This window comes from Paenibacillus algorifonticola (assembly GCF_050481745.1).
Lineage (GTDB): Bacteria > Bacillota > Bacilli > Paenibacillales > Paenibacillaceae > Pristimantibacillus > Pristimantibacillus algorifonticola_A.
On sequence record NZ_JBCNGR010000055.1, the window covers coordinates 1 to 20,271 of the forward strand.

Here is a 20,271-nt window from a genome sequence, read left to right on the forward strand (position 1 = left end):
GGGACTTATTGGACAGCCCCGTCATCTTTGTCTCGAGCGTCTACGTCTTGACATACTTTTGCATTTGCTGGATCGCCGACTTTTCCAGGCGTGATACTTGAGCCTGCGAGATGCCGATTTCATCGGCGACCTCCATTTGCGTCTTGCCTTCGAAAAACCGCATCGACAAAATCATTTTTTCCCGATTATTCAGTTTATGCATCGCTTCGCGGAGCGCGATTTCCTCGATCCACGACACGTCTTTGTTTTTGTCGTCGCTAATTTGATCCATGACATAAATCGGATCGCCGCCATCATGGTAGATCGGTTCAAACAATGATACCGGGTCCTGAATCGCATCAAGCGCGAACACAACATCTTCCTTTGGAACATTCAGCATTTCGGAAATTTCAAAAATCGTCGGCTCGCGCGAATTTTGATTCGTCAAGCTGTCTCTGGCTTGCAGCGCTTTATAAGCGATATCCCGCAAGCTACGAGATACTCTAATCGGGTTATTGTCACGCAAATAACGGCGGATTTCACCGATAATCATCGGGACAGCATAGGTGGAAAATTTGACGTTCTGGCCAAGATCAAAATTATCTATCGCCTTCATAAGTCCAATGCAGCCGACCTGGAATAAGTCGTCTACAAACTCTCCCCTATTGTTAAACCGTTGAATGACACTGAGCACAAGCCTCAAGTTGCCATTAACCAATTTCTCTCTGGCTGCCCACTCATTGCGGGTTTGCAAAGCGGTGAACAGCTCCCGCATTTCAACATTTGTCAGGACAGGCAGTTTTGCGGTATCCACTCCACAGATCTCGACTTTATTTCGTGCCAACGTGATTACCTCCCAAGGAGAAACATTAATGTTCATTATCTCCTCGGACGCCCGAAATATTCCTGCTTTGCCCTCCGCTTTGCAAGTCTATGGATTGCCCTTTTATACCATTTTGTTGAACTCCTTGCGCAGCCGCTTAATTATGCGTTTTTCCAAACGCGAAATGTAAGATTGAGAGATACCGAGCAGATCGGCAACGTCCTTCTGTGTTTTCTCTTCCCCGTCCGCCAGCCCGAATCGCAGCTCCATAATGATGCGTTCACGCTCCGTCAGCTTGTCGAGCGCCTTATGCAGCAGCTTGCGATCGACCTGCTCTTCAATGTTACGGTAAATCGTGTCGTTTTCCGTTCCGAGCACATCCGACAGCAGCAGCTCATTGCCATCCCAATCAATATTCAGCGGCTCGTCAAAAGAGACCTCGGTGCGCGTTTTATTGTTGCGGCGCAAATACATGAGAATTTCATTTTCGATGCAGCGCGATGCATAGGTGGCCAGCTTGATTTTTTTCTCAGGATCAAAGGTGTTGACCGCTTTAATTAAGCCAATGGCGCCAATCGACACTAAATCCTCAATATGAATGCCTGTATTTTCGAATTTGCGGGCAATGTATACGACAAGCCGCAGGTTGCGCTCAATGAGCATCGCCCGGATAGCCGTATCGCCAGAAGGCAGCTTGCCCAGCAAATATTCTTCTTCTTCCCGAGTCAAGGGAGGCGGCAGCGCCTCGCTTCCACCAATATAATAAATCTCTTCGCTTTTTAGTCCGAATAAAAATAAAGTCCGATAATAATATAACTGCAGAACCAATTTCCACTTGACGAGCATCCGGCCTATCCCTCCCCGATAATCGTAGTTTTTTCAGTCTCCTGTTTCACATCCGCTTGCGGGGTCTGCACAAGTGCCGGATGAATGATCGCCTGATACGAGCTGTCTGCTGTCAGCTTGCCGCCATCGAGCCCAATCAACACTTTTTTCGCTACATAACTGCAGCCATCTCGCTCAATTCGGACAAAATCCGGCTTTAGCGCCAGCATAAATTGCGAGCCGCGGTTGACGCCGCGATAAGGAATGAGGCGCAATCGATGCTGCCAAATAAACACTTCTTCACCCATGCCTGCTACCAGACGATCCACCTCGGCCTCGCGAATGCTTTGCAGCCATGAAGGTGGCAATTCATTTTGCCAAAGAGCGGCTTCAACGACCATTACCGGAGTTCGTGACAGCGGATCATAGAGCTGATTGCCCGTATCAATCAATCCGATGCAGCGAAATTCCTGATTTTCAATATGAATACTTACATCGGCAAGATGAGTTTGCACCAACTCCCTTTCACGACGCTGCGTCAACACGGTGCGGTATATATACAGCCCGATACAAAACGCTGCAAATAAATAAATAAGGCTCATTTTCAGTTCAACATGCATGCTTCCATCGACAAAGGCAATCGTCCTCCAAACTTCTCCCGAGCCCTGCATCAGCAAATAATAAATGCCGATGATCGCTCCTGCCGCCACAAAATTAACGGCATAAAAGGCTGCCGTCGTGCGAAGAAAATGCTGAATCGACCCATAACCAAAAGCAATCCACAGCATCAGCATCGAGATGCCCAGCTTGACTACTAAGGTAAACAGGACGGACAGCATCGGAAACAGCATAAGCACGACGTAGCTGGCTCCTACACTTGCAGCGGCGAGCACCCGCCATGGCTTGGCACGAATGTTCCTCGCCCATGCTGTCGTCAGCAGCAGCCCGCCGTCGACCAGCAGCTCCCGCACAAACATGACATCGACATATACAGCCACAATCGTCACCTTCCCGCGAATTCCGTCCGCCAAGCTTGCTTCATAGCGCCGGTGAGAACGATTGAGACTAGTATATTAAAATCCTATTTCAAAGTCTGTCTAATCATGACGGGGTGAGCCATCTTTTTTTGTCGAGCAAGCAAATAAAAAACGGCAGGACAAGCGGTCGTTTGACAGCGGCAAAAGTGTTTTCGCCTCGCTCCTGATAGGAATAGGAAACGCAAAAAAAGCCCGCTCCCCCAAAATAATATGGGGAAAAGCGGACTTTCTTGAAATGGATAAACGGCCATCTAGCGATCGCTGCGTGGACGGTTGCGCAAAAAGGCTGGAATCTCAAGCTGATCGCTCGAGGTGCTTGCGCCAAAAGGCTTGACAGACGATGTCGAAGCAGGCGTGGAGGTCGGACTTGCCGGCTGGCGAGTCTCTGATTCTCCTTGCTGCTGCGGCGAGCGTCTAGCAGCTGGAGCGCCCTTGTGTTCAAAGCCAGTCGCAATGACGGTAACTTTGATTTCATCTTTCAAATTATCGTCAATGATGGCACCAAAAATCATATTCACTTCCGGATCGGAGGCGGAAATAACAATTTCAGCCGCTTCATTAACTTCATACAAGCTCAGGTTGCTGCCACCTGTAATGTTCATAATAACACCACGCGCGCCATCAATGGACGTTTCCAACAGCGGGCTCATAATTGCTTTTTTCGCCGCTTCTGCTGCGCGGTTCTCACCGCTGGCTTCGCCGATTCCCATCAGTGCAGAACCGCGCTCTGTCATAATCGTCTTAACGTCTGCGAAGTCAAGGTTGATCAGACCAGGCACTTGGATCAAATCAGAAATACCTTGCACCGCTTGACGAAGCACATTATCCGCTTCACGGAACGCTTCCAGCATAGGCGTCTTCTTGTCGACAATCTCGAGTAGACGGTCATTTGGGATAACGATCAGCGTATCTACTTTCTCTTTAAGCGCTTCTATGCCCATTTCCGCTTGTGCGGCACGCTTGCGGCCTTCGAAGGTGAATGGACGGGTTACAACGCCTACTGTCAGCGCTCCGCATTCTCTTGCAATTTCTGCAATAACAGGCGCAGCACCTGTCCCTGTGCCGCCACCCATACCTGCAGTAACGAATACCATGTCCGAGCCTTTCAATTGGTTGAGTGCCAGATCACGGGATTCCTCAGCCGCTTTCTTCCCCACTTCCGGGTTAGCGCCCGCGCCAAGTCCGCGTGTCAGCTTATCGCCGATTTGCAGCTTGTGCTCGGATTTCGCCAAATGCAGCGCCTGAGCATCCGTGTTGACTGTAATGAAGTCAACACCTTTTACCCCATTTTCAATCATTCGGTTAACCGCATTGCTGCCGCCGCCGCCGACGCCGATTACTTTTATTTGAGCGAGCTGCTCCAATTCCATGTCGAATTCCAACATCATCAATTTCCCCCGATCAAATAAATTCGTTAAACATATTTTTTATCCGTTCGAACATACCGGGTTTGGATGAAGCGGTGGAACCCGTTTTGCGGCTGCTTGCGGCTTTTTTCACTGTGCTGGTCGTTCCGCGCACTCCCATATATTTCGATACGTATTGAATCATTCCCACACCGCTGCTGTAAGCGGGGTCGCGCACGCCGATATAATCCGGAAGTGCCACGCGCACGGTGGATTCAAGCTCTGCTTGAGCAAGCGCCAATGTGCCCGGCATTGTCACTGCTCCTCCAGTCAGGACATAGCTGCTGACCTTGTCATGATAACCAAGACGACGAACCTCTTGCTTGATCAGGCTGAAAATTTCCTGCATTCGAGGCTCGATAATGCTCGCCAAATCGACTTGAGAAAATTCCTTCTCAACATTGCTTCCCATACGGAGAACTTTGAACTTCACATCTTCCGCAGCATCGCCAATGTAGGAGCAGCCGTATTTCAGCTTGATTTTCTCCGCTTGATCACTTTGGGTACGCAAGCCGTAAGCGATATCGTTCGTTACGTATTCTCCGCCGATAGGAAGCGTAGAAGTCGCCGCAAGTCCGCCCTGCTCGAAAATCGTAATCGTGCAGGAGCCTGCGCCGATATCCGCTAGTACAGTACCCATCATTTTCTCGTCTTTCGTCAGCGATATGACGCCGGATGCCAATGACATCAAGATGACGCCGGAAATGCGGAGTCCTGCTTTCTCCACACAGCGCATCAAATTATGTATCGCTGTCTTAGCACCTGTTACAATGGTGGCTTCCACTTCCAGACGCACGCCGATCATCCCCCGAGGATCGGATATGCCTTCCAGTCCGTCTACCAAATATTGCTTCGGCACTAAATTAATAATCTCGCGTTCAGGCGGCAAAGCTACTACTTTCGCAGCCTGCACAACTCTTTCAATATCTTCCTCGCCAATTTCACGGTCCTCATTGGATACGGCAACGACGCCATGATTGGTTTGCAAAGCAATATGGTTGCCTTGAATTCCTACATAGACGTCTGATATTTGAATACCTACCATTCGTTCCGCATGCTCAATTGCATTACGAATAGACTGAACGGTCTGGTCGATATCTACAATAGCTCCTTTGCGAATACCCTCTGAGTCGGCAGATCCAACTCCAATAATATTAATGGCTCCGTTATTTACTTCACCAATAATAGCACGAACTTTGGATGTACCGATGTCTAAACTGACGATGATGTCGTTGCTGCTCAACCCGCGGCACCTCCGTTTCAACTTATAAATTATACAGCTTGTATCAGTTTAATCACAAAACGCCTTTTTACATATTCAACGCAGTTAATAGTATCCCTCTTTTTTAGGCACTATTTTTCTAACTCTATATGAATTTTAATTTCATCAAGGTGAAACGGCTGTCGCCGTCCTTTGGTGGCGCGGCGCGTTTCAGTCCGAGAAATATAAGCGTATTTATAATGTAAAACTTATAAATTCTTATATTTCAAGGTGAAACGGCTGTCGCCGTCCTTTGGTGGCGCGGCGCGTTTCAGTCCGAGAAATATAAGCGTATTTATAGTGTAAAACTTATAAATTCTTATATTTCAAGGTGAAACGGCTGTCGCCGTCCTTTGTCGGCAAAGCTACCGTTTCGCATAGAAATATAGAGAAAGGATGGGAAAATCATATCCTTTCCTATATTTTAAAAAATACTCATATGGTGTTTAAGCGCCATGCACGTCGTTTTGCTTTCTTTTTAAAAGTCCACCTCTAAAATTTTATCACTGTTTTCTTAAAATGAGTAGTCTGTTTTTCAACTGTCCTCTTCATTTTCTGGATCTGTCTTAATAAAAGAATCATACGTATCGGCGAGCAGCAGGGTGATTTTTCCAGGCTCCTGTGTTTCAATGACCGCATTCATCGTTTCGATTTTCTCGCTCAGCAGTGAAATAGCCGTTACTACCTCAAATTTCGTGCGCGTGTAAATTTTGATGCGGTCAGGATACGCCTTCGATGGATATGGCATAATTTCAGATAAATCAGACAGCTGCTTCGCCGGAATTTTGCCAAGCTGCTCCGCAAGCTCTACGCGATATTCATCTCCCTGCTTCCAGCCAGACAATACAGGCTTATTGACCAATAGCTCCTCATTAGCTGCTGGAAGCTCTGATCCGTTCGCAAGCAATGCTGTCAACTTGCCGTCACTGAATAGTTCAAAGGCAACTACTGGATATTCCTCCACCGTAATCGTTACCTTCCCAGGGAAAGCTTTGTCCACGGTAACGTTGTTAATGGTAGGAATCGCTTTAACCGCTTGCTCGATCGTTGCTGACGTTGTGCCAAAAAAAGCGTCACCCACCGATATGGCAGCAGCTTGTCCAATTTCTGCAGTCGTCGTATAGGCAGTGCCCTCAATATGAATCTCCGAAATTTTACTAATAGAAGAATTAAAAAATAGCACGGACAGCAAAATGATAAAAAGCAGCACAAGCACGCTAAGCAGCTTGCGATTGCCTTTTCGTTTGCCAACCGGTTTTTTAAGCACTGGCATCGGCGCGCTCATAACTTGTCCCTTCTTTCCCCAAAAACATCCGGATCCCAAATAGCAGGAGCCGGGAGTTTCTATTCAGGCGCTTGTTCGCATACACTAGTTATTAGGAACATGAGGAACAGGAGAATTGCGAGAAATTCTTGCTCCCAGTTTGCTTAACATTGTTTCAATGCGATCATAGCCCCGATCAATATGATGTATTTGCTCCACTACCGTCTTTCCTTGCGCAGCGAGGCCTGCAATAACAAGCGCTGCTCCTGCCCGCAAATCCGTTGCTTCCACCGTCGCTCCATAAAGACGCGGAACCCCACGGATAAAAGCCGCATTCATATCAACCCGTATATCCGCACCCATTCGTGATAGTTCGTCAACATGCCTCAGCCTGCCTTCGAAAATCGTCTCCTTCATAATGCTCGTTCCGTCTGCAAGCGCTAGCAGCACCATCACTTGAGATTGCAGGTCGGTTGGAAAAGCAGGGTATGGAGAAGTAACAATTCGTTCAATGGCCTTGGGGCGGGATGCACAACTGACTTTTATTATATCATCGTGGGTAGTGATTTGAATACCTGACCTGCGAAGCACGTGTATTAAGGAAGACAAGTGGGAGGGGCATGTATTCAGAAGAGTAATTTGACCGCGCGTCGCAGCCGCGGCAACCATTAAGGTGCCGGTTACAATTCGATCAGGAATGACCTTGTACGTACAGGGAGAAAGCGACTTCACGCCATTGATCGTAATCGTATCCGTACCCGCCCCGATCATCTCGGCGCCCATCGCATTCAGAAACCGCTGCAAATCTTGAATTTCCGGCTCGCGAGCAGCATTCGTAATCATCGTTCGCCCTTCAGCAAGCACCGCGGCCATCATCATATTTTCCGTCGCTCCGACGCTAGGGAAGCTTAGATGGATATCGGCTCCTTTGAGACGGTCTGCCCGGCAAATCATGCGATTGCCCGCTTCTTCAATATCGGCCCCGAGCGCCCGAAGTCCCTCCAGATGCAAATCAATTTTGCGCTGCCCAATTGCGCAGCCGCCAGGCTGATACACCTGTACTTCACCAAATCTCGCAAGAAGCGGCCCCATTAGAAAGATGGACGAGCGCATCTGCCCCATTAACTTTTCCGGCACATGGGTAAGGTGCATGCTTTCCGTATTCAGCTGTACCGTATCGCCCTCATGCTCCGCATGGCATCCGAGTTCCCGCAGTATGCTGAGCATGACGTCGATATCCAGCAGCTTCGGCACATGTTCCAGCGTCGTTTCGCCTTCGGCCAACAAGCTGGCTGCCAATATTGGCAAAGCGGCATTTTTCGCTCCTTGGATAACCATGGTTCCTGAGAGTGGTTTCCCGCCTTCAATCACCAATTTGTCCAATGTCTCACCTCCGAATTACCGCTCACCCACCACCAGCACTTCCGGCACCAAGCTGATCCCATATCGATCCACAATGACGCCTTGAATATGAGCCATGAGGGTAAGCACTTCTTCAGCTGTCGCTTGCCCGGTGTTGACGATAAAATTGGCATGCAGCCCAGACACTTCGGCCGCACCTATACGGAAGCCTTTAAGCCCCGCCTCCTCGATCAATCTGGCAGCATAATCGCCTGGCGGATTGCGGAAAACACTGCCCGCACATGCCAGCTGCAGCGGCTGGGTACGCAGCCGCCTTTCCTTGTAAGAGGCCAGCGTTGCAGCTATTTCCTGACGGTCTCCTGGCGTAAGCTCGAAGGTCGCTGAAAGCACGAGCCCTTTGCGCTCATGGAGCACGGAGTGTCGATAAGAAAATTGCATATCCTCGGGTCCGTAGGTTACCAATTCACCATTTTCCAGCACAATCTCAGCTGATTTGAAAATACGCGACACATCCGATCCATGCGCACCGGCATTCATATAGACGGCCCCGCCTACGGTTCCCGGAATGCCCCCGGCAAATTCCAAGCCCGTCAGTCCTTCCTTACTGGACATCACAGACAGTTTAATGAAGGAATAAGCCGCTCCGGCATGAACGGTGTTCCCGTCGAAGCGCACATAATCCAGTCCGCCCCGCGGCTTAATGACAACGCCGCGAATGCCCTTGTCGCTCACCAGCATATTGGAGCCGCGCCCCAAATGGGTCCACGGTATGCTGTTTTCATGAAGCAGCCGGACAGCCGACATTATTTGCTCCTGTCCATCCGGTATAATAAGAATATCGGCAGGACCGCCTATTTTCCAAGTAGTATGATTTTCCAGCCGTTCATTAACGAAAACTTTACCAATTTTTGCATTATTCAACAGCTCAGCTATATGTTCCATGCTGTCTAACCTCCTTCTGCTTCAAGGTGAAGAACAGGCTCACTCGGCGATGGTCACGATTTATAAGAGTATCGTATGCCTCATGCCCGGTTAGTGTTACAAATGCCTATAGCGCCCACTTCAAAGCCCGCTTATTGTGCAGAGCAAGCTTCGCTAGCCTAGTTGTTCCTTCACCTTGAATAACGTGAAATATTAAGTAAAATGCCCAGCGATGTGAGCAGAAGCGTAAGCGATGAACCGCCATAGCTGACAAGCGGCAGCGTAATGCCCGTTACAGGCATCATGCCGATAACAACACCGATGTTGATAAGCACCTGAACGCCGATAATGCTCGTGATTCCAACTGCGAGCAAGCTGCCGAACGTATCAGGCGCGTAAATCGCCGTTCGAATGCCGCGCCAAACCACAATCATAAACAGCACAATAAGTGCCGACCCTCCGATAAAGCCAAGCTCCTCTGCAACGATGGAGAAAATAAAGTCCGTTTGCGGCTCCGGCAAATAGCTGAACTTCTGCCTGCTCATGCCAAGGCCAAGCCCGACTAGCCCTCCTGGGCCAATTGCATATAGCGATTGAATAATTTGATAGCCTGAGCCAAGCGGATCCGCCCATGGATCAAGGAAGCCCGAGATGCGCTGCAGCCGGTAGGGAGCGGCCAGAATAAGGCCGACTAGCCCCGCGGCGCCTGCAAGCGCGAGCAGTCCCAAATGCTTGAGCTGTGCGCCTGCCGTAAAGATCAAAAGCAGCGAGGCCGCGACCATGACCGCGCCGGAACCTAGATCCGGCTGCAGCATAATAAGCCCGAAGGCGAGCAGCGCCATCCCAAGCGGGGGCAGCAGCCCCTTCACGAACAGTGTAATCGTCTGCTGCTTCTCGGAAAGCCATTTTGCCAAAAATAAAACCATCGCCAGCTTCATGAATTCGGAAGGCTGGATGCCGAACGAGCTGATGCCGAGCCAGCTTCGCGCTCCGCCGCGCACGACGCCTACGCCGGGGATCAGTACGATGACAAGCAGAACGAAGCAAATGATCAAGGCGATTTTTGCCCATTTGCGCCAAACGAGATAATTCATATTCATGGTGAAGATGAGTGCGCCAATGCCGAGACCGGCAAACAGCAGCTGGCGCTTGACGTAATAATAGCGGTCTCCGAATTCATGAAAAGCGAGCACTGCGCTCGCGCTGTATACCATAATGATTCCGATAGCCAGAATGAGCGCAATGGAGACGATCATCCATACGTCCGGGGCAGACCTGGCTTTGGCCATAGCGTACACCTCTTTGCATGTAAAAGTAGGGACAAGCCCCCTACTTACAAGGTATGCGCCGAATCTTTAAAAATGCTCCCGCGCTGCTCATAGGATGTAAACATATCCCAGCTGGCACAGGCCGGCGACAGCAATACGATGTCGCCCGGCGCTGCTAGCGCGGCTGCTTGCCGCACCGCTTCGCGCAAGGTCGCTTCGGCGCTCTCTTCAGGTTCGACCAATCGAACGCCTGCTAAACCTGCCAGCTCCGCAACATGGCCCAGCTTGCCGCGTGTCTCGCCGAGCGCCACAAGCCCCTTGAGCCTGTCACGGAACAGCGGCAGCAGCTCCATGTAATCAGAGCCGCGATCAAGGCCGCCTGCAATCAGCACGATTGGCGCAGTCAATGAGTGAGCGGACATCGTCGTCGCTGTCGGATTCGTAGCCTTGGAATCGTTGTAATATTTGACCCCTTTTACTTCGCCTACATACTCCAGCCTGTGTTCTACACCTTTAAAGCTCCGCAGCGTCTCGGTAAGCTGCTCTGGCAATGCTCCGGCTGCTAGACATGCCGCAATGGCCGCAAGCGCATTTGCCGCATTGTGGCGCCCTGGGATGCCCAGCTCGCCCACTTCAAGCAGCTTCGTTTGCGTTCCATCCTGCTTGTGCCATACGATATGGCGCACGTCAGCAGCTTCATTTTCACCCAGCGAAGTGTTTGCAGCTGTCTTCACGAATGGAGGCTCAATCGCCACCCCAAAGCTTAGCTTTTCATAAAGCGAGAAGGGAAAAATAGTAGCATTCAGACTTTCAGCGAGCTGCCGGCAAACCGGATCATCCCAGTTCAGCACAGCCGTATCCTCTGCTGTCTGATTGGCAAACAGCTTTGCCTTCGAATGTATGTAATCTTCCATGCCGCCATGATAATCCAGATGCGTCTCTACTACATTGAGCAGCAGGGCGACGCGGGGACGAAAGCCCGATGTCCCTTTAAGCTGAAAGCTGCTCAGCTCGGCGACAAGCCAGTTGTCCTCTGTCGCCTCAACTGCTGCTTCGCATAATGGACGGCCAATGTTGCCGGCCACGATAGGGTTTTTGCCTGCAGCCTCAAGCAGCTCGCCGATCCAGGTGGTCGTTGTCGTTTTGCCATTCGAGCCTGTAATGCCAATAATCGGTGCCGGCGAAAGCCAATACGCCACTTCCACCTCGGTCACAATTTCAACGCCTGCTGCTGCGGCTTGCCTAATGGGCGGAGTAGAATAAGGGATGCCCGGATTTTTCACGAGCAGTGCTGTATCAGCTGTAATGAGGTCGTCTGGATGAGAACCGCAAAGCACAGAAATGCCCAAAGCGATTAGCTCATCCGCTTCGGGACATTGGTCTTGCTCTTTCTTATCGTTTACTATTACCTCCGCCCCATAAGAATGAAACACCTTCGCGACGCTAACCCCGCTTCTCGCCAGGCCAAGCACCACAACGCGGCGGCCCCGGTATGATGCCGGATGATCCATAAATGACAGCTCCTTGTAAAGGCCAGCAGCATGAGCCCCGCAAGGCCGTGATTCGCAAGTTGGAATCTCGGCGTTGCAAGAAGCGCCAGCTGCTATCCCTATTTTTTTGAAAAATATAGGAAAGGATATGATTTTTCTATCCTTTCTCTATGTTTCTACGCGAAACGGCTGCTTTGCCGCCAAAGGACGGCGAAAGCCGTTTCGCCTTGAATTCCAAGAATGTAAAAGTTTAATCCTTATATCCGCTTAGAATTCTAAGGCAAAGCTCTTCGCTCGTCCTAGAAGGACGACGAAGTCGTTTTTGCTCGTGTGAAGTGAATTTAAAATACGCGTATCAACAGCAGCGACAGCACCGCAAACACGAGGCCAACCGCCCAAAACGTGGAAACAACCCTCCACTCGGACCAGCCGGACAATTCAAAATGATGATGAATCGGGCTCATTTTGAAAATCCGCTTGCCGCGCAGCTTAAAGGAACCGACCTGCAAAATGACCGACAGCATTTCGAGTACGAAAATACCGCCGATCAAAATGAGCAGCAGCTCCATTTTCGTCAAAATCGCTACCGCCGCAATGCCCCCGCCGATGCCCAGCGAGCCGGTATCCCCCATAAATACTTTGGCTGGATAGGCGTTGTAGATCAGAAAGCCGAGCACGGCTCCAATCATCGCGGCCGAGAAAATGGCAGAGCCATAAGCCGACACCTGCAGCGCCACAATGGTAAAGGCGCCAAAGGCAATCGCGCTTGTACCAGCGAGCAGTCCGTCCAGCCCATCGGTGAAATTAACCGAATTGCTGGCAGCGAACAAAATAATGACGACAAACGGATAATAAAACCAGCCCATATCGAAGCTCCAGGACGTGCCGGGAACGTTGATTTCTGTACTATGATGCATCTGGTACAGCAAAGCGCAGACGATAACCGAGAACAGCAGCTGTCCGAACAGCTTCTGGCGCGCGGTTAGGCCGAGCGAGCGCTTGAAGACGATTTTGATGTAATCGTCGAGAAACCCTACGAGGCCGAAGCCTAGCGAGGCGGTAAGCAGCACCCAGAAATCCGCCGTCTTATCGGCAAAATTCAAAAAGGCTATGAGCAGCGCCAGCATAATAATGATGCCGCCCATCGTTGGCGTGCCGCTTTTTTTCAAATGGCTTTGCGGTCCGTCTGTACGAATTTGCTGGCCAAACTTCATTCGTTTCAGCAAGGGAATACAAATAGGCCCAAGTAGAGCCGCGAGCAAAAAAGAAACGCCTAGTGTGAATAAAATAATCATCATGTCCATGCTCTCACCCCACCTCTAAAGCTTGGACAATCTGTTCCATACGCATACCGCGCGAGCCTTTAACCAGCACAATATCCGCAGGCTGCAGCTGCGCTTTGAGCCACTCTGCCAGCTTTTCCTTCTCTTCAAAATGAATAATATCCGCTGCATCAGCCGCAGCGCCAAAGCTGCTCTTCACGCCAAGCGACGTGTGACGCGACAGCTGTCCGCAAGTTAGCACCGCATCCGCTTTCGCTGGCGTAATAAATACGCCCGTCTCATAGTGAAGCTGCTCCTCATCGGGTCCTAGCTCAAGCATGTCGCCAAGCACGATCCATTTTTTGCGGAAGCCGCTTACGCTCTCCAGCAAATCGATGGCCGCCCTTACCGCAGTCGGATTCGCGTTATACGCATCATTCAAAATCATCGCGCCATTAAAAGCCTTCACCGGCTGAATCCGCATGCCTGTCAGCTGCAGGCTGGACAATCCCTGGCGAATCCGCTCCCCAGTGATGCCAAAATGATGACCAATGGCTATAGCTGCCAGCGCATTGCTGACATTATGCTTGCCCGGCACAGGAATCGCATAGCTTTCCCCTTCAGCTGTTTCGGCTGAAACATCCGATTCTGGCACCGCTGCATTGGCTTGCAGGCTGGCACTTCCGTCTTTCAGCTCGAAGGCTGCCGATACCGCGTCTATAATCATATTCGCAGCTGTCCACCGGTTTCCGTCCATCAGGCCAAAAGCTTCCAATCTTGCACCAGCTGGAAGCGTAGTGTGGCCAAGACCGGAGGCGAGCAGCGGCTCATCACCGTTATACAGCAGCAGGCCGCCGGGCTGCAAGCCGGAAACAATTTCCAGCTTCGCTTTCGCGATGCCTTCGCGCGAGCCCAATTGAAGCATATGCGCATCGCCAATATTCGTAATGATGGCGACATCTGGCCGCGCAATTTGCGTCAGCAGCTCAATTTCGCCAAAGCCGCTCATGCCCATCTCCAGAACAGCTACCTCCGTCTGATCATCCAGCTCCAGCACCATCAGCGGCAGCCCGATATGATTGTTCAGGTTGCCTGCCGTTTTGTGCACGCGAAGCGAGGTGCCGAGTACCGCGGCAACCATATCCTTCGTCGTCGTTTTACCATTGCTGCCCGTAATGCCCACAACGCGCAGCCCTTCAAGCTCGGTGCGATAGGCACTCGCAAGCGCTTGAAGCGCTGCAAGCGTATCATCGACCTGAAGCAGAGGAGCGTCCGCAAGCTCCGGCGGAACAGCATGGCCGCGCTGCCACAGCGCAGCGGCAGCTCCATCCTTAAGCGCCTGGGCCACGTAGTCATGCCCGTCGAATTTATCTCCCACCAGCGGCACGAACAGCTGCCCCGCTGCAATTTTACGAGAATCAGTTCCTGCACCAGTGATGGCAACAGCGGAAGCAGCCGGATTCCATTCCGCCTTGCACATGCCGCCTATTTGTTCCAGCGTACGTCTAATCAATGTAATAATCCCCTTATCGCTTCTTTCGCAACTAGTCGGTCATCAAACGGATGCGTAATGCCCCCGATAATTTGATAGGTTTCATGACCTTTCCCCGCAATCAATACTACATCGCCAGGGCTTGCCATTTCAACCGCTTTTTCAATAGCGGCATGACGATCAACGAGCAGCTCGTAGCGGCTCTTGTCCACACCATCCTTCAAAAGCCCAGCCTCAACGTCTCGCAAAATGAGCTCAGGGTCCTCCGTACGCGGATTATCCGAGGTAATAATCGTATAATCGCTGTATTTGGCAGCAATGGCTCCCATAATCGGACGCTTCGTCCGGTCGCGGTCGCCGCCGCAGCCAAATACGCAAATGATGCGTGGCGGTGCGAGCTCCTTAACCGCGCCCAGCACGTTGTCAAGCCCATCCGGCGTATGAGCATAATCAACGATAACGGCAAAGTTTTGCCCAACGCTTACCGATTCCACGCGCCCCGGCACACCGGCCATTTTTTCCAGGCTCGCCTTGATTTGCTCAAGCGCTATGCCTTCAATTAACGCCGCGCTCATGGCCGCAAGCGCATTATACACATTAAACTTGCCGACCATCTTGAGCGTAATGTTTGCGCTGCCCGCGAAGGTGTCGACATGGAAAGACGTGCCTTGCGCCGTAATTTGAATATTAGAGGCACGGACATCCGCGTCATGATCAATTCCATACAAAATTGTATCAGCGGCTGTCATTTTTGCAAACATTTCCGAGGCTGGATCATCCGCATTGAGCACCGCATAGGAGCGCTCCGCCTCATCCCTTGCATACACATTGCCGAGCCGGGAGAAGAAAAGCCCCTTCGCTTCAGCATAACGCTCCATCGTGCCATGATAATCCAGATGATCCTGCGTCAGGTTCGTGAAAATCGCCGTGCGGAAACGGCAGCCCTTCACCCGGCCCTGCTCCAGCGCATGGGAGGACACTTCCAGCGCACAATATTGCGTACCAGCATCACGCATTTCCGCCAAATAACGCTGAAGCTGCAGCGCTTCTGGAGTCGTGCCCGACATCGGCTCGGTTTTTCCCGCATAACGCCGCTCCACTGTACCGATAACGCCTGCCGGCTTATGCTGATCATTCAAAATTTGCTCAATTAAATACGTCGTCGTCGTCTTTCCATTCGTGCCGGTAACCCCAATCAAATGCAAGGAGCTGCTCGGCTGCTTGTAAAAATAGTCCGCAAGCACCGCCATCACATGGCGGCTGCTGCCTACAACGAGCTGCGGAGCCGCAATATGCGGCAGCTCGCGCTCGACTACAAAGGCAGACGCCCCGCGCTCCGCCGCTTGTGGAGCAAAATCATGCCCATCCACTGTATGGCCAGGCAAACAAATAAACAAGCTGCCCATCTGTGCTGCGCGGGAATCCGTCTCAATAGCTGTAATCTCTATATCACCGCTGCCAATTAGCTTGGAAGTGATTAACCGGCTTGCCAATTCGCTTAATTTCATACGCTTATCTTCTCCTCCCATTACTCGGCAAACCTGAAGCCTTGCTGCCAAACCGAGCATGATGTCCTTCATTATTATTTATTATGTCTACCAGTATAGTCAATGCGTATGAGATATATCATCCTCATCGCCTAAATAGATGCGAATCGTAGAACCGCGATCTACCCGCGTGCCGGCAGCAGGCGCCTGGCGAATAACCGTCTGCCCCGTCCCTGCCGAGGTGAGGTTGAAGTTCATGTTCAAGTCCTCATAAATATCAGACACCGTCTTGCCAATCAGATTAGGGACAGCGACGATTGGCGTCTCGCCGTATTTATACACTTTGCCAATCTGCTTCTCCCTTTGCGGCACCTGCAGTACCGTCAATGCGTCCTCCATCATATTGCGTACGATCGGCGCCGCAACAAGCCCCCCGAATTGTATGCCTTGCGGATTATCGACCGCTACATAGATAACGATTTCCGGATCATCCGCCGGGGCAAAGCCGATAAAGGAAACGATATGCTCGTTTGGCGAATATTTGCCGTTCACGACCTTTTGCGCCGTACCAGTCTTGCCGCCAACGCGGTAGCCATCAATAAACGCATTTCGTCCGGTTCCTTTCGCTACGACACTTTCCAGCGCCTCCCGAACCGCCTTCGACGTTACCTCAGAAATGACCGTTCGCACCGCCTCCGGCTCCACGGTTTCCACCGTCTCCCCGGTATCCGGATTAATCCAGCTCTTCACCACATGCGGCTTGTACAGCGTACCGCCATTAATAGCAGCCGAGACAGCGGTAATTTGTTGAATAGGCGTAACCGACACCCCTTGACCGAAAGCGGTCGTCGCCAGCTCCACCGGCCCAACCCTGCTCAGCTTAAACATAATGCCGTTTTCCTCGCCGCCAATATCAATGCCCGTTTTTGTGCCAAAGCCAAAATTTTTAATATATTCGAACAGCTTATCTTTGCCCAGCCGCTGCCCAAGCGTCACAAAGCCCGGGTTGCAGGAGTTCTCGACAACTTCCAGAAAAGTCTGGCTGCCATGGCCGCCCTTCTTCCAGCAGCGAAGCCTTGCGCCTCCAACTTCAATTGCGCCCGGATCATAGAAACGCTCATTGTTCAGGTTGACCTTCTTTTCTTCAATAGCTGCCGCGAGCGTAATAATTTTAAACGTAGAACCCGGCTCATAGGTCATCCAAATCGGCAAATTCCGATTATACACTTCGGACGCGACTTCCTTGTACTTATCCGGCTCATAGGTCGGGCGGCTCGCCATCCCTAATATTTCGCCGTTTTTCGGATTCATCGCAATCGCCATAATCTGATCGGGCTGGTGCTGCGCCATCGCTTGATCCAGTTCTCGCTCCATGATGGCTTGAATCTGCTTGTCGATCGTCAGCTGCATCGTCAGCCCTTCCTTCGGCTCCACATACGTATCCGAGGAATTCGGCATCTGCCTGCCGCGCGCATCCGACAGAAAAGAGACATTCCCTTGAATGCCGCTAAGCTCGTCATTATACTTCGCTTCCACTCCCGTCAGCCCTTGGTTGTCTATACCTGTAAAGCCTAGGACATGTGCCGCCAAGCTGCCAAAGGGATAAAAGCGTTTATTGTCTTCGGCAGCTACAATGCCAGGAAGCGAGAGCTCCCGCACCTGCTGCGCCTTCTCCAGCGTCATTTTGCGGCCGCCGGGACGAAGCTGGACGAGCATTGATTTCTTCGTATTGATTTTGCCATAAAGCTCATCTGCCGTCATATCGAGCAGCGGCGCGAGCGCATCAGCCGTCGCCCGCTTGTCTTTAATTTGTGCAGGAATCGCCCAAATGGTAGGCGAGGTTACGTTGTAAGCCAGCTTAACGCCATTGCGGTCCCAAATTTCTCCCCGCTTCGCCATATAGGGAATATCCCTGCGCCATGAATTTTCCGCCTTGGCCGCCAGCTCGCTGCCCTTCCAAAGCTGGACATACCCTAGCCGCGCACCTAAAGCGGCAAATGCAATTACCCCAAAAATAAGCACCATAAACAATCGACGGCGCACCGTCACATTTGATACTTTCATCGCTTGCTCCTCCTCCGCCCTTTGCTTAAGGCAGAGCGTACACTGACGCTCATTCCCAGCCTATTCATGCGGCGGAGGAGATAGAACAAGCCCCTGGCAAGTCCGTAATCCTACTCTTGCCAGTCCGTTCCAGTCCATGTCAAATATGCTATTGCTCCTGAATTTCTCCTGTATCCTCTACATCATCCTGCATGGAGCTGTCTGAGGCAGCCTCTTCTTCAGTGCCAGCCTCGTTCTGTGCATTTGCCAATGCTTCCTCTGCCGTGATAGCACCCTCTGCGCCAGTTGGCGGCGATAGCTGTACGCGCAAAACCCGCTTGTCTCCCTGCTTCTCTTCCTTCTGAGAAATAATGAAGCCTTCCCCCTCTGCTAGAAGCTGCACATTCATCAGTGAAGCAACCTCCAGCGCATCACGCAGCGACAGCCCTGTCATGTCGGGAATGGTCAGCTTGTCCTGCTGCTCGGTGATGAGATAAACACGCTGGGCCCCCGCAATATTTTCCCCTGCTGCCGGAACCTGCTTGACTACAGTCGTCCCGGTGCCGACAACCTCAAACATTACATTGCGCGCTTTAAGCTCCTCTTGCGCTTGAGACAAATTCTTTTCGGTGACATCCGGCAGTTGAACGGTTGGCGACTTTTTATCGGCTGTCGGTTCCACTGCCGCGTTATCCGGCATTACGCCCATATGGCGCAGTGTTTTGTAAACAATCTCCTTGAAGGCCGGAGCGGCAACCTTGCCCCCGCCCGCGAGCGGATCGTTCGGCTCATCGACGACAATATAGACGACGACCTTCGGATTTTCAACAGGCGCGTAGCCGATAAATGAAACGACATATTTATTTTTGGAATATTTCCCATTAATAATTTTTTGTGCCGTACCGGTCTTGCCTGCTACACGGTACCCCTCAATGTAGGCATTTTTTCCGGTTCCGTTTACTTGGTCGGATACAACCTGCTCCAAATATTCACCGACCTTTTTCGACGTATTCTCGGAAATCACCTTGCGCACAACTTTCGGCTCAAACTTCTCGGTCGTATTCGTGTTCGGATTGTAAATTTCTTTAATAATTTGCGGCTGCATTAAATTACCGCCGTTTGCTACTGCAGCTACTGCAGCAATTTGTTGAATCGGTGTCACGGATACGGGCCCCTGTCCGAACGATGCCCGTGCAATATCACTGGGAATGCTCAAATTAATATTGATAACACCCTTTGATTCATTGCCCAGTTGAATGCCCGTCGGCTGCCCAAAGCCAAAACGATTGATGTAATCAACCAGCTTCTCGCCACCGAGCATTTGCCAGCCTAGTTTAACGAAAGCGACGTTACTGGAATGCTTCAGACCATCCAAATAAGAGATTTTCCCCCAGCCTATTCGATTGGAATCACGAACGGGACTACCTGGCACATTAATGCTGCCGGATTGAAAGGTCGCATTCGGTTCGAACAGCCCTTCTTCCACCGCAGCCGCCAGCGTTACAATTTTAAATGTTGAACCCGGCTCGTACAAGGATTTAATGGCATGGTTGTATGCATTTTCAAAGTTCGTATCCCAATACGTATTCGGATTGAAGGTCGGATAATTCGCCATGGCGAGAATTTCCATCGTATTAGGGTCAGCCGCAATGGCCGTTATGCTTTTGGGCTGATATTTATTCGCCACTTCCTTAATAGCTTCCTCTACATAATGCTGAATTTCGTTATCCAGTGTTAGTGTAATATCCTGCCCGTCTACGACTGGCTCGTAAACAACGTCGCCTTCCGCGAGTTGAACACGCTTGCCATCTTTCTCATACTTGATCTCACCATTCGTGCCCGCGAGCTTGTCATTGAAAAAGGATTCAATGCCCGCGAGCGCTTTACCATCCTTGTCCACGTAGCCTATCAGTTGAGATGCCATTGCATTGCGAGGATAATAGCGCTTTTGATCATCATATAAATAAATGCCAACGTCATTTACTTTGTTTTCTTTCTTTAGCTCATCCCGCAGCTCCTTGATTTTATCAGCCACCGATTTGTCGATATTCCAGCCGCCATCACGAATTTCGCGCTGCCCGTAAAATTCGCCTTTATCGTTTTGCGCAGTTACAATTTTGCGCAGCTCATCCTGCGGCTTATTCAAAATCGCATTCAGCCCTTCTACAACCTCATCGGCAATGCCCAAACTATCAATCTGCTTCGGATTGACTGCTACATTATAGGCAAGTGCATCCATTGCCAGCACATTGCCATTGCGATCCGTAATGGTCCCCCTGTTCGCGACTAAAGTTTCTGTATCCGCCCAGCGTTGTTTTGCCATGTTATACCAAGTGTCTCTATCAACTACT

General features: G+C 50.9%; 15 protein-coding genes. All 15 read right to left on the bottom strand.

Going from position 1 to position 20,271, the window contains the following annotated elements; genetic code table 11:
- Positions 1-40: 40 nt before the first annotated feature.
- The gene (sigG, locus tag ABEW34_RS30135; RefSeq protein ID WP_056041617.1) at positions 41-823 is read right to left on the bottom strand and encodes an RNA polymerase sporulation sigma factor SigG; all 783 of its coding nucleotides are present in this window, start codon (positions 821-823) and stop codon (positions 41-43) included.
- Between the two features lie 102 nt (positions 824-925).
- Positions 926-1,648, bottom strand: a complete 723-nt coding sequence (sigE, locus tag ABEW34_RS30140) for an RNA polymerase sporulation sigma factor SigE (protein WP_046230421.1) — start codon at positions 1,646-1,648, stop codon at positions 926-928.
- 5 nt (positions 1,649-1,653) lie between these two features.
- Positions 1,654-2,658 carry a sigma-E processing peptidase SpoIIGA gene (gene spoIIGA / locus ABEW34_RS30145; RefSeq protein WP_237163261.1) on the bottom strand — a complete coding sequence of 335 codons (1,005 nt, stop codon included), beginning with the start codon at positions 2,656-2,658 and terminating at the stop codon, positions 1,654-1,656.
- A 257-nt stretch (positions 2,659-2,915) separates the two neighbouring features.
- Positions 2,916-4,049, bottom strand: coding sequence for a cell division protein FtsZ (gene ftsZ, locus ABEW34_RS30150; protein ID WP_056041621.1), 1,134 nt, complete (start codon positions 4,047-4,049; stop codon positions 2,916-2,918).
- Positions 4,050-4,065: 16 nt separating this feature from the next.
- Positions 4,066-5,313 carry a cell division protein FtsA gene (gene ftsA / locus ABEW34_RS30155; RefSeq protein WP_430165020.1) on the bottom strand — a complete coding sequence of 416 codons (1,248 nt, stop codon included), beginning with the start codon at positions 5,311-5,313 and terminating at the stop codon, positions 4,066-4,068.
- 553 nt (positions 5,314-5,866) lie between these two features.
- Positions 5,867-6,616 (bottom strand): cell division protein FtsQ/DivIB, encoded by a 750-nt coding sequence (locus ABEW34_RS30160; protein WP_430165023.1) that lies wholly within the window; start codon positions 6,614-6,616, stop codon positions 5,867-5,869.
- Positions 6,617-6,700: 84 nt separating this feature from the next.
- Positions 6,701-7,978 (bottom strand): UDP-N-acetylglucosamine 1-carboxyvinyltransferase, encoded by a 1,278-nt coding sequence (gene murA / locus ABEW34_RS30165; RefSeq protein WP_430165026.1) that lies wholly within the window; start codon positions 7,976-7,978, stop codon positions 6,701-6,703.
- Positions 7,979-7,993: 15 nt separating this feature from the next.
- Positions 7,994-8,899, bottom strand: coding sequence for a UDP-N-acetylmuramate dehydrogenase (gene murB / locus ABEW34_RS30170; RefSeq protein WP_430165029.1), 906 nt, complete (start codon positions 8,897-8,899; stop codon positions 7,994-7,996).
- 170 nt (positions 8,900-9,069) lie between these two features.
- Positions 9,070-10,167 (bottom strand): stage V sporulation protein E, encoded by a 1,098-nt coding sequence (spoVE, locus tag ABEW34_RS30175; protein ID WP_430165031.1) that lies wholly within the window; start codon positions 10,165-10,167, stop codon positions 9,070-9,072.
- 44 nt (positions 10,168-10,211) lie between these two features.
- The gene (gene murD / locus ABEW34_RS30180; protein WP_430165034.1) at positions 10,212-11,657 is read right to left on the bottom strand and encodes a UDP-N-acetylmuramoyl-L-alanine--D-glutamate ligase; all 1,446 of its coding nucleotides are present in this window, start codon (positions 11,655-11,657) and stop codon (positions 10,212-10,214) included.
- Between the two features lie 320 nt (positions 11,658-11,977).
- Positions 11,978-12,940, bottom strand: a complete 963-nt coding sequence (mraY, locus tag ABEW34_RS30185; RefSeq protein ID WP_430165037.1) for a phospho-N-acetylmuramoyl-pentapeptide-transferase — start codon at positions 12,938-12,940, stop codon at positions 11,978-11,980.
- A gap of 4 nt (positions 12,941-12,944) precedes the next feature.
- The gene (locus ABEW34_RS30190) at positions 12,945-14,411 is read right to left on the bottom strand and encodes a UDP-N-acetylmuramoyl-tripeptide--D-alanyl-D-alanine ligase (protein WP_430165039.1); all 1,467 of its coding nucleotides are present in this window, start codon (positions 14,409-14,411) and stop codon (positions 12,945-12,947) included.
- Positions 14,408-15,898 (bottom strand): UDP-N-acetylmuramoyl-L-alanyl-D-glutamate--2,6-diaminopimelate ligase, encoded by a 1,491-nt coding sequence (locus ABEW34_RS30195; protein ID WP_430165042.1) that lies wholly within the window; start codon positions 15,896-15,898, stop codon positions 14,408-14,410. Before ABEW34_RS30195 ends, ABEW34_RS30190 begins: the two co-directional genes overlap by 4 nt.
- Positions 15,899-15,997: 99 nt before the next feature.
- Complete coding sequence (locus ABEW34_RS30200) at positions 15,998-17,941, bottom strand: stage V sporulation protein D (RefSeq protein ID WP_430165045.1); 1,944 nt, start codon at positions 17,939-17,941, stop codon at positions 15,998-16,000.
- A gap of 148 nt (positions 17,942-18,089) precedes the next feature.
- Positions 18,090-20,243, bottom strand: coding sequence for a penicillin-binding transpeptidase domain-containing protein (locus ABEW34_RS30205; protein WP_430165048.1), 2,154 nt, complete (start codon positions 20,241-20,243; stop codon positions 18,090-18,092).
- Between the last annotated feature and the right edge of the window lie 28 nt (positions 20,244-20,271).

Coding starts and splice junctions, on each gene's coding strand:
- sigE (WP_046230421.1), bottom strand. CDS start 1,648: ATGCTCGTCAAGTGGAAATTGGTTCTGCAGTTATATTATTATCGGACT.
- ftsZ (WP_056041621.1), bottom strand. CDS start 4,049: ATGTTGGAATTCGACATGGAATTGGAGCAGCTCGCTCAAATAAAAGTA.
- ABEW34_RS30160 (WP_430165023.1), bottom strand. CDS start 6,616: ATGAGCGCGCCGATGCCAGTGCTTAAAAAACCGGTTGGCAAACGAAAA.
- murB (WP_430165029.1), bottom strand. CDS start 8,899: ATGGAACATATAGCTGAGCTGTTGAATAATGCAAAAATTGGTAAAGTT.
- spoVE (WP_430165031.1), bottom strand. CDS start 10,167: ATGGCCAAAGCCAGGTCTGCCCCGGACGTATGGATGATCGTCTCCATT.
- murD (WP_430165034.1), bottom strand. CDS start 11,657: ATGGATCATCCGGCATCATACCGGGGCCGCCGCGTTGTGGTGCTTGGC.
- mraY (WP_430165037.1), bottom strand. CDS start 12,940: ATGGACATGATGATTATTTTATTCACACTAGGCGTTTCTTTTTTGCTC.
- ABEW34_RS30195 (WP_430165042.1), bottom strand. CDS start 15,898: ATGAAATTAAGCGAATTGGCAAGCCGGTTAATCACTTCCAAGCTAATT.
- ABEW34_RS30200 (WP_430165045.1), bottom strand. CDS start 17,941: ATGAAAGTATCAAATGTGACGGTGCGCCGTCGATTGTTTATGGTGCTT.
- ABEW34_RS30205 (WP_430165048.1), bottom strand. CDS start 20,243: ATGGCAAAACAACGCTGGGCGGATACAGAAACTTTAGTCGCGAACAGG.